The 9,839-nt window shown below is 64.2% G+C and carries 7 protein-coding genes and 1 pseudogene; 1 reads left to right on the top strand and 7 read right to left on the bottom strand.

All coding sequences use genetic code 11. From position 1 onward, the window contains the following. Window positions 1-100: 100 nt before the first annotated feature. From ABRA89_RS04775 to ABRA89_RS04795, 5 genes are all read right to left on the bottom strand, one after another. A complete protein-coding gene (locus tag ABRA89_RS04775; protein ID WP_349940295.1) occupies window positions 101-1,765 on the bottom strand; it encodes a hypothetical protein in 1,665 nt (554 codons plus the stop codon). A 1,278-nt stretch (window positions 1,766-3,043) separates the two neighbouring features. Continuing rightward, window positions 3,044-3,370 carry a DUF6634 family protein gene (locus ABRA89_RS04780; RefSeq protein ID WP_346221670.1) on the bottom strand — a complete coding sequence of 109 codons (327 nt, stop codon included), beginning with the start codon at window positions 3,368-3,370 and terminating at the stop codon, window positions 3,044-3,046. After that, entirely contained in the window at window positions 3,370-6,312 is a 2,943-nt protein-coding gene (locus ABRA89_RS04785) for an AAA family ATPase (protein WP_349940296.1), read from the bottom strand. The genes ABRA89_RS04780 and ABRA89_RS04785 overlap by 1 nt, the downstream gene beginning before the upstream one ends. Further along, window positions 6,309-6,725 carry a hypothetical protein gene (locus ABRA89_RS04790; RefSeq protein WP_349940297.1) on the bottom strand — a complete coding sequence of 139 codons (417 nt, stop codon included), beginning with the start codon at window positions 6,723-6,725 and terminating at the stop codon, window positions 6,309-6,311. The genes ABRA89_RS04785 and ABRA89_RS04790 overlap by 4 nt, the downstream gene beginning before the upstream one ends. A gap of 161 nt (window positions 6,726-6,886) precedes the next feature. Continuing rightward, a complete protein-coding gene (locus tag ABRA89_RS04795) occupies window positions 6,887-8,041 on the bottom strand; it encodes a hypothetical protein (RefSeq protein ID WP_349940298.1) in 1,155 nt (384 codons plus the stop codon). Between the two features lie 655 nt (window positions 8,042-8,696). Between ABRA89_RS04795 and ABRA89_RS04800 the strand changes: the two genes are divergently transcribed. Further along, a complete protein-coding gene (locus tag ABRA89_RS04800) occupies window positions 8,697-8,927 on the top strand; it encodes a hypothetical protein (protein WP_349940299.1) in 231 nt (76 codons plus the stop codon). A gap of 24 nt (window positions 8,928-8,951) precedes the next feature. Here ABRA89_RS04800 and ABRA89_RS20410 read toward each other — a convergent pair. Then, window positions 8,952-9,128: pseudogene (locus ABRA89_RS20410) on the bottom strand (sunset domain-containing protein); the annotation flags it as partial. Between the two features lie 126 nt (window positions 9,129-9,254). Continuing rightward, complete coding sequence (locus tag ABRA89_RS04805) at window positions 9,255-9,626, bottom strand: thermonuclease family protein (RefSeq protein ID WP_346221675.1); 372 nt, start codon at window positions 9,624-9,626, stop codon at window positions 9,255-9,257. Between the last annotated feature and the right edge of the window lie 213 nt (window positions 9,627-9,839).

A 9,839-nucleotide genomic window follows, 5' to 3' on the forward strand; every position in this document is an offset into this window, starting at 1 on the left:
GGCGGACCGAGCATCGAGCTGGACGTCGGCTGCGGCACCACGGCATCAGGCCCCGGTCCCATCGCTCCTGCGATAGGACCGGGGCCCGTTCTCTCTTCGATCAGACGGAGGCCTGCGGCCCCGAGGCGCCGTTCCCGGATCCCGTCCTGCTCCGCGCCACGAACGGGGTCACGTTCCCCATCTCGCGCCGGGGCGTTGCGTCGTCCACATCGTCGTCGTCTTCCTCCGTCTCGCGGCGGCTGAGCTCGAGCCCGTCCTCCTCGTCCACGTCCTGGTTCTCGTTCATGGCCGCGTTCCGGGCGTCGACCTCGTCCGGCCTCGCGGCGGGGTCCGCACCGCCGTCTAGGACGAAGCCGAGCGTCGGCAAAACGTCGTCGGCGACGTAGGCCTTCAGAACGGTTGCCTCCGCCCAGTCGCCGTAGCCGAGGTGGTCTAGGAGTTTAAGCGCGGCCGCCCAGCGCTCGTCGGCGGGCGGCAGGTGGCGTAGCGCCTGGCTGCCCGAGAGCGAAGCCGGGTCGATCTCGCAGACGAGTTCGGTCAGATCGCGGTAGACGATCCGCGCGATCGGGGCGAGGCTTTCAACCAGCTTCCCCTTCTTCAGCCGCCTGGTGCCCGCCGCCTCAAGCGCCTCGATGAGCGGCTTCCGGATCGCCTTGACGTTGGCCGCGACCGCTTTGGTCTGGCGGGTTGCCTTCGCTCGCGCGAGCGCTTTCAGCTCTGCGAGACCGCCACCCGCCGCGCCGTCAACGTTCGCGTCCGGGGCATTGCCCTTCACGAGGTCCTCGACCTCCCGGACCTTCATCGGCGTTCCCGCCTCAAAGGCGCCGATGACCTGATCGACCTGCTCAGGCGTTCCCCGGGTCAGGGCGATGAGCACGGTCGGCGTCACCCTGTGCCGGATCAGGTCCTCGCGGCGGCCGCCGAGGACTCGATGCACTTTGATCCAGTTGTCGGCGCTCTTGTAGGACAGCCCACAGAGCTTCGGCACCGCCTCTTTCCAGTCCATCTCGTCCGGAATGTCTTTCTTGATGACCTCGAACTCTCGGCCGAGATCGAACGTGTTCGCGGCGGTCTTCCGTCCGATCGCGTCGATCTGGGCGACGCTCGTCAACACCCGTTCCTTCGCCTCCGCCTCGAGGCGGTCGACGTCGAAGCTCTCGCGCTTGACCTTCTTCACCTTCGTCTTCCGGGCGGGTTTCCCGTTCGCCTCCTCCTCTTCGCTCTCGCGCGTGCCACGCGCGCGGTCCTTCTTCGCCTTCCGGGCGTCGATGTTCTTGCGAACCCGAGAGGGTTTCGCCTTGCCGTCGGCCTTCCCTTTCGCTTTCGCGGGGGCGCGTGTCTTCCCCTTCCTCGCGGAGACCTCTTCCTCCGCGTTCGTCTTCGCTGCCGCGTCTTCGTCTTCGGTGTTCGCCGACACTGCGGCGTCAGCCTCCGCCTCGTCTTGGTTCTCGTCTTCTCCCTTGCCGCCGACAGTCGCCTCCCCACTGTCGGCCTCAACCACGGCCTTCGTCTCGACCACCTCGCGGGCGGTGTCGTCGCTGGCCTTGTTTGCGTTCGTGTCCGCCTCCCGGGCGCTCTCCCCGCCGTTTGCCACGCCGTCCGTCTGCGCGCTCACGCCCTCGGCTGCGTTCACGTTCATGCCCTCGCTCTCTTCCATGTCCTCTCCCATGTCCTCCGCGGCGATCGGCGTCGCGGCGGCTGCCGCGTCGTCGGTCGCCTGCGCCCCGGCCTCACCCGGAGCGCTCAGGTTCTGCTCGTCCTTCATCAAGTCACCTCCTAGTCGTCGCATGCAATTTCCCGCGACGTCTTAAAGGGTGACATGGCTTTTCAGGCAAGTCCAATCGGATTCGAAATCGAATACCCGGCCGATCGCGGCGAATACATGAAGTAATATTTCGAAACGAGTATCGTCCTCCGCTTCGGTTGCATTAAAGCGCCCGAAAATTTGAGTGACACACTGTTCACGGCTCGCGCTATTCGGAGGCTTCGCAGTACCGAAAGTATTGCTTAACCCCGCAGTTCTAGGATTTTGGGCATGTCAAGTGGCAGGATTCGACGCAAAATACGGGGATGGCGAATCCTCGTGCGGTCCTGCGCCCGGCGACGCAACGGCAGCCAAAACGGCGTTCAATCTGCACTGTTCGTCGATCTGCGACTGGGCGGCGGTATCGTCCTCAGTTTTGTCCATCCGGGAGTGGTCTGCGCGAGTGGCGCATACAAGGGCGATGTTGTCCCCGAACGAGGAGAGCGGCGGCGTTCCGGATCGGAACGTCCCGCCGCTGCCGTGCTGCCTCTCGTATGTCTATCTGTTGCCGTCACGCTCTGGCGCTCTGGGCTTTGGCGCCGTTCGAACGCTCATGGAGCGCAAGCGAACCGATCCTTGACGCAAACGGCGTGAGCGGTCGAATCGTAAATTCCGAGGTCTGCAACGTTTGTATCGAGTCCTGAATCGAAAATTCGAACCTATGAGTCGGAAATTCCGACATCTGCAACGCAGATGCGTAACTCATTTCAATTGATCTCAAAGTGTCCGCGACCTGAGACGGGTTGCCAGAGACCTACCTTACGATCGAAATATCCCGACGATATGGGCGCCGCAGGTCACGGCGAAGGCTGCCGTCCCGCGACGCGGTGCGGGTACAGAACGTTCGGTCCTGCGGCGGCAGGAATCGCTTCTACCAAGGACTGAATCGCAAACTCCGAGGTCTGCAACGTTTGTATCGAGTCCTGAATCGAACATTCGAACTAAGGAATCGCATGTTCGGACGTCTGCAACGCAAATGCGTAACGTGTCTCGATTGATCTCAAAGTGTCCACGAACTGAGACAGGGTGCGGAAACGTCGGGGATCGTGTCCCACCATGCCGTGTTGCGCTCGTAGCCTCGGTGGTCCGCGGTGCCGCCGTCATCTCATCGTCTGCGTCCGGTTTCCCCATTGCCAGTCGTCCGGATGCTCATGAGGACGGATGGGAGGATCGGAACGCGCGGAAGCCGGCCCACGACGTTCGGGCCGCCTTCGTATGTTTGGAACCGTCGGCTTGCTGTCAGTTCATCTCGCCCTGCTCACCGAGCCGATAAAGACGACTGAGCGTACGGGCGTAGCCGAACTCGGGCGAGATCGCCCAAACCTCGGAGGTTCGGATCAGTCTGTGATCCGCAAGGGTCGGATGGCCAAGAACCTGACCGACCAGTGAGGGCACGGTACGGTACCCGATCCCCCAATCTTCGAGAACGGGCGCCTGCCAGAGATCGGCGGGCGAGGGTCGCCAGCCTGCCTGGATCGCCCCGAGATCGCGGAGAAGCTCACGGAGCTGGCGGACGGTCGTATCGAGTTCGTCGGACGCCCCGAATGGCGGAAGATGGACGACCATCAGGCTTCTCCGCTTTCGTCTGTCTGGTCGCCGATCGAGACCTGACTCGGCGCCGCGATCGCTTGAGTCGTTCCGTTCTCTCCACTTGTCTCCCGTTTAGGGTCTGTGTCTTCGGGCGGCGCACCGAGGATCGCCGCGATCTCGTCCGCATCGAGCGTTCCGGCTGCGAGAAGCGCGTCGGCAAGGCGGGTCAAGAGAGGCTGGTTTGCCTCAAGCGTCGTTCGGGCGAGTTCTTCGCCCGTACGCAGCCGCTCCTCGACCCGCTCGGCCAGCGGGCCGCCGCGCAGGAGAAGCCCCTGCGCCCATTCGGTGCTGCGCCAGGTCAGCGGGCGATCGGATCCGAAGCCATAGGCCGTCTCGAGCAAGACGGCGATACGCGTTGCCTGTGCGAGATCGCTCGTCTCGACGCCGCCGCTTCCCGTCGCGATACTGCCGAGAACGAGCTTTTCGGCGACACGGCCACCGAGAAGCTCTGCGATCCGTCCCATGAGCCAGCCTTCGTCCGCATCGTCATCGCCCTCATGGAGCGAGGCCGTAAAGCCGCCGCTCTCGTCTTCGATCGACAGGGCGATGACGCGGCCGAGCCTCAGGACATGACCGACGATCGCATGGCCCGCCTCATGGATCGCCATGCGGCGGCGAAGCTCCATGGGCAGCTCCTTCCGATCGCTGCCGACGACGACTTCGAGATCGGCAAGAGTGAGAGAACGTCGTGCCCTGCGCGCTCGTCCCCGTGCTTCGCGCACCACCCGTTCGACATCGGCGCCCATCAGACCGACCATGCGCCGCGACAGACGGTCAAGCGGACTGGCCGAGGTAACGTCCGGCCCGTCTTGCTCGCCAGAATGTAGACTCGTCTGTAACCGGGCGTGTTCGGCCTCATCGTCATTGCCCGCGTCGGCACCGATCTGATCGTCGCCATCATGGCTGCCTGCGTCGCTACCTGCTCCATCGCTGCCAGGACAAACCACAGCGTTTTTGTCGCCCTCGACGACGACCGAGGCACTATCGCCCGCGATCCTATGTTGATCGTCGCCGAGATGATGGGCAAGGATTGTCATCAGTTCCGTCCGATCCGGCCTGCCGAGCGCGATCTGGCGCTCCCAGCGTCCCGACCGCATCAGGGCGGGATCGATGACCTCCGGCCTGTTCGTCGCGCCGATGATGATGACGCCCGAGGTTTTGACCGCGCCGTCCATCAGCTCCAGCATGCGATTGACGATCGCGTTCCAGTAGTCCGAGAAGTCGCGCGAGGCAGGTCCGCGTGTTCCGATGGCGTCGGTCTCGTCGATGAAGAAAATGACGGGCGCTGCGGCCTCCGCCGCCTGGAATGCTGCCGACATCCGCTTCAGCACGCTGCCGAGGTAGCTTGGCTCGAGCCATGTCTGAACAGAGGCGACGTGCAGGGGCAGTTGCAACGTGTTGCAGAGCGCCCGTGCGAAGCTCGTCTTGCCCGTGCCGGGCGGGCCGGACAGGAGCAGACGCGTGCTCATCTCCTCCCATGCGATCTCACCTGCCCGATAGGCTTGGAGATCGGTCTTCAGATCGAGGGCCCAGTCCCGCGCCGTACCGAGCCCCGCCATGGTCTCGATGGTCAGGGGACCGCGTCGTAATGGTGTGCGTGTCGGCGTCTGCTGGGATCCAACCCTGTCGTCGCCAACGCTGTCGCCCTCGCCATCGTCGCCCTTGCTGTCGCCGTCTCCGACATTGTCACTGCCGCTGACGGGATCACTGGACGCTTTTGGTTTATTGGAGACGCCGCTGGTCAGATCAGCGTCGGAGCCGACTTTGTGTTCGCGATCCGTGGCGTCTTTCCGATCGCTGTCCCGCAGCGGTTCGGGGTGAATGACGATCGAGCCAGCATCCGCTTTGTTCGATCGGGTCTCGTCCTTCGGCTTCGCGGCGTTCGTCTCGGGTCGCGCCAAGGGTCTGCCTGCCCTGCCCTCGTTGCCGGGCAGATCGCTGGCCGTCCTCTCCGCCCAACTGCGCAGGGCCCGATTGGAATTGCGGTCGCCGTAGTCTGTGCCACTGCCTTTGCCGCCGCCCTCATCGTCATCGTCGTCGTCGTCAGCCTCCTTCGCAGCGGCGGCCTCTTCATCGGCAACCCTCGCGGCGTAGCGAGCCGACCGCTCGAGAAGCGTCAGAATGGTGTCGATCGTCAGACCGGGACGGATGGCGAAGGTCACGTCCTCGAGCGGCAGGGTATCGGGGCGCACGCCATCGGACGCGAGACGCGCCAGACCCTCGTCCGCCGCCGAGCGATCGATGCCCGTCACGACCTCGATCGTCCGGCTGATGATCCCAGCATCGATCGCTCCCCCATCGAGCCTGCACGTTGCCGAAAGCCGCGCGATCGGCGGCATCCGCTTCGTCTTGCCGAGAACAAAGATCGGATGACCCGAGCGCATGGCCGAGGCATATCGCTCGATCATCCGGCGCTCGGCGTCCTTGCCTCTGAAGTCCCGCGGCAGCGATCCCCAGGTCGCACCGAGAGGATCATCGAGCGACTGGACGAGGAGGCTCCAGTCACGCTCCCTGTCGGCAGGGAACGCGAACTGGATTGCCGCGCGCACATTCGTCAGGTCAAGCATGTCGACTCGGCCAGGAAGGATCGCACCGAGCGACAGGAGCTGGCGGCAAGTCTCTCCGAACCCGGTCGCATCTGCGTTGATCGCCAGCACGGTGCCGTGTCGCCGACAGAGACGCGTCAGGTCGTCGGCCGACATCGCCGCGTCTGCCATCGCTCGATCGATAAGAAGCAGCGCCGCGAGAAGGCCGCCATCGAAGCGGACCTTGTCCGGCAGGACGCCGAAGCGCGTTACGGGTCCGGCGCTCTGGACCGTTTGTCCAGTCTGCGAGCGATCGGTGTCGGCACTGGCGTTGGCAGCCGCGCTGGCCATAGTAGCCGCCCCGTTCGATGTCTCGGAAGGTTTGCGGGTCATCGGGCGCTCCTTCCAATCGTGCTCTGCCGTGAGACGCGCTTGCCAACCCATGCCTGGATCACACGGGCGGTCGGATCGCCGCGCGCGGCAAGGTCGTCGAGGGCGGTCCGCACGGGGAGCGGAAGATGGCCGATCTGACGGATGCTCATCATCGCAGCGGCGATGACGATCGCTGGATCGGTGAGCGGTCGCAATAGCGGGTGTTCCGGCTGCATCGAGCCGAAGCGCCGCGCGCCAGCGGCCTCGGCAAGTTCGGTGAGCTGGGGGTCGAAGGGAACAGGAACGAGCGTCAGGGACCGCTCACTACTGCGCTCGGACGGATGGTTCTGTTCGCGGTGGTGTTTGTCCGAGGGGTCGTCTCCTCGCTTGTTCAGGCGGTCGTCGTTGTGGTCGTCGTCATGTCCGAAGGTCATGGGGGATCCTTCGCGCGTCCGGCATCCGATCCGAAGATCGGCGGGACTGCGCGTTCGATTGAGTGAACAGGTTCTATGGATTGGTGACGGGCGCGCCGACGCGCGGCCGATCGTCAGGTTCTCAAGCGTGAAGTTGCTTCAGCGTCCGAACACGCCCGCGCTCAGGCGTGAAGACGCTCGCGCGCAAAGCCGAAGCGTATTCGTCGCCCGGCTCCGTCGAAGGCGGCGTGCGAAGCGCTCTGGAAATGATTTCCAGAACGGGGCGCTCGATCGCCTGCATCGTCAGTTTGAGCTTCTGCGAAGTCGTCTGCGGCTCGCGCGGCGGCGCAGGCCGTGCACTCGCTAGAGGATGCTGCTGAAGGCGACGGCGCGAGCCGCAGGATCTCGTCCTCGATCAGGGCCTGCACCCGGTCCGCGAACCGCGCGCGCATGGCGATGATCGCGGCAGCCGCCCCCTCGATCTCCAGAAGATCGTCGATCTCGCTGAGGCTCCAGAGACCCGAGCCATGATCGCTCGTTCCGCTCGAGCCGTCGACGATGGCGATCCCGACGCTGTCGACGGCAAGCCGCTTGCGCTCCTTGTAAAGCCAGTCCGGCAGGATCAGAGAGGCCGCCAGCATTCGCGTTCGGAGCTCACTCAGACGATGGGTGTCGATATAGGAGGCGAGCGAGCGCTTCACGTCGATGACGAGGGCCGAGCGATAGCGGCGGCTCACGGTGACGAGGTCCGGCGTATAGGTCGACTTCGCCTTCGCGTCGGCATCGAACGTTAGGCCGACGAGCGCGCCCGATCGGTTATGCGCGACCGCCTCGAGGGCTGCCGCCGTCACTGGAAGCCGGACGCCGTTGCCGAGGACGACGAGATCGGGGTTCGCTGCTCCGATCGCGATCATCGCGTCCTCGAGGAGCTTGCCCTCGTGGAACGAGACAGAGCGGATGAGAGCCGCGACAGCGATGTAGCGGCCGAGGATCGCGTCCGGGCTCGGCACGGCAGCCGCGACTTGCGCCACCGCTTTGTCGACGAACGGGTCGAGGTCGGCCGCGATGGCGTCGGGATCGAGGCGGCAGGGATAGGAGTCAGGCAGGTCTGCAGGTGCCGACGTCCTGTGCGAACGGTGTAAACCGGATGTGCCTCCCGCAGCCGCGGCGACACCGTTGAGATCGACGGCGTCCTGGCGCTCGGACCGATCGAAACGCGGTTCGACCTCGCTAACGTCGGCGTTTGCGGTGCGGTCGCTGCCGATATCGGCAGACGAAGCGGAAGAGGTTCGCGTTTGGCGATGCCGCGAGGCGTGGTGAATGGAATGGTTGTTCATGGGGATAGCCCTTCGATGAGGGACGAATGACGTCATGCATCATGGCCTCGCCGACATTCGAACGGCGGACCGTTCCGAAAGCAGGCAGGACAGCATGGGCGTCACGCACGATCGAGCCGATGAGATCTCGCGTCTCGCGAGTCTCGCCGTCAGCGATTGGTGCTGGTCGTCTCAGTGAAAGCTGGAAAGTCGAACGAGGCGGAGCGCGCCGGATAAGGCTGTCTCCGCCGGGCAGTCGTTCGGGCCGATCGGATCGATCAGGCGAACGAAACGGCGCGAGCGCGAGCTATTCGGCCTTGGCCGACGCGCGGATTCGTTAAAACTTTCCACGAAGGGACGAAGCGGATATGGCTCGTCATAGCCTGGGACCTCTTGATCAGGTTCTGGGTCAGGCCCTCGTCCGGTGTTACCAGCACCGCCGGGGGCCGTTTGCTTCAGGGGCCGCGGTTGACCCGATGGTCCGCTGCCTGCCCGATAACTTGACGCCCTCAACCACCGATCGCAAGGCGTCGATATGAGCAAACTTTGAAACGTGGTTAACGGCGAGCTCGCTCCGGGCAGCGCAGTTTCCCGCTCAACCTATCGGTCATCCGAAAGCTATGCAGTCTTTCCACTCAGGTAGCAGTTATCGAAGCGGACACGGAGTGCGTCGGACATGCTCGTACTCCTGTCGTTCCTGGCGGGCATCTGGACGGATTGGTGGTGGGTTCCGGCAAGCGCTGGCCTCGTCGGCCAGATCGCGCACTATGTCGGCTCACCGGGCTATCGTTATACCCTTCGCACGGTCGACGGCGCGCTTCTGACGGCCCTCGTATCGATGCTCGCCCTCACGGGGATCGCCTTCGCAGCGTTCGCCGCAGGTGGATGGCTCGCAGATCTTCTTTGAGATCTCGCGTCTCGCCGGAAGCCAGCCTGCCGCTTCCGCCTTGGCCGCCGAGCAGAACCAGCGTTCGCCTTGGCTCTCGTCGATCTTCGTTCGGCCGTAGTTCTGCTGGCCCGGCGAATGGTAGATGCGACCGTTCGATGAGATGTTGCCCTTGATCGGACATCCTTCGGGCTGGCCGACGGCGATGCGTTCGCTCTTCAATCGATCGCCGCGGCGCCACTCTGACGGCTCGACGAACTTGCCCTGCCAGATGCCGCGTCGAGCGGAGCGCGCTTCGGCCTCTTCCTCCGAATATCGTCCATCGCTGTATTGATCGTATTCGACGGCTCATCCCTGCCGGACGAGCTCGGCGTTGATGACGACGTTGTTCGGCGTCACGCACTCGGCAACGATACGTCCGTAGCGATCGCGATCCTCTTCGAAACACTGGACACGGCCGTTCCGCCCGATGATAGCGACAAGCGCGTCCGCGGACCGCGTTCCACACAGGTATCGCCGGCCGTTGGTATCATCGCAGGTCTGACCGCTTTCCGGCGCATCAATACCGTATAGCCTGATCCGAGCCTCAGTTCCGGAAACCCCGATCGTATCGCCGTCGATGACCGTCTCGGGTCCCGATATCTGCGCGACTGCGGGATCGGACGCGAAGGCTAAGAAGGCTGCGAAGGCGGCGCGGAGAGCGGAATGTCCAGCGAGCATGTCCGGGGGCGTAACGTGGCTACGCAGTTTCCACAAGAAGCTGACCGTCTGCTGCGGGGTGAATCGGATGAGAAGCCGCTAGTCTGGATACTTGAAGAGTTTCGGGCGCCGCGAGGCGTACGAAAGTCCGCGAAGAACGAACCTGCGGGATGCTGGAACGGGACTATGGGGTTTTCGGCTGAGAGCTGATCCTGTGTGATCGATTTCCAGGCC

It is taken from the genome of Fulvimarina thalattae, from assembly GCF_040239565.1.
Taxonomy (GTDB): domain Bacteria; phylum Pseudomonadota; class Alphaproteobacteria; order Rhizobiales; family Rhizobiaceae; genus Fulvimarina.

Excerpts from the sequence above, each read along its gene's own strand:
- ABRA89_RS04775 (WP_349940295.1), bottom strand. The coding sequence starts at position 1,765 with ATGAAGGACGAGCAGAACCTGAGCGCTCCGGGTGAGGCCGGGGCGCAG.
- ABRA89_RS04780 (WP_346221670.1), bottom strand. The coding sequence starts at position 3,370 with ATGGTCGTCCATCTTCCGCCATTCGGGGCGTCCGACGAACTCGATACG.
- ABRA89_RS04785 (WP_349940296.1), bottom strand. The coding sequence starts at position 6,312 with ATGACCCGCAAACCTTCCGAGACATCGAACGGGGCGGCTACTATGGCC.
- ABRA89_RS04790 (WP_349940297.1), bottom strand. The coding sequence starts at position 6,725 with ATGACCTTCGGACATGACGACGACCACAACGACGACCGCCTGAACAAG.
- ABRA89_RS04795 (WP_349940298.1), bottom strand. The coding sequence starts at position 8,041 with ATGAACAACCATTCCATTCACCACGCCTCGCGGCATCGCCAAACGCGA.
- ABRA89_RS04800 (WP_349940299.1), top strand. The coding sequence starts at position 8,697 with ATGCTCGTACTCCTGTCGTTCCTGGCGGGCATCTGGACGGATTGGTGG.
- ABRA89_RS04805 (WP_346221675.1), bottom strand. The coding sequence starts at position 9,626 with ATGCTCGCTGGACATTCCGCTCTCCGCGCCGCCTTCGCAGCCTTCTTA.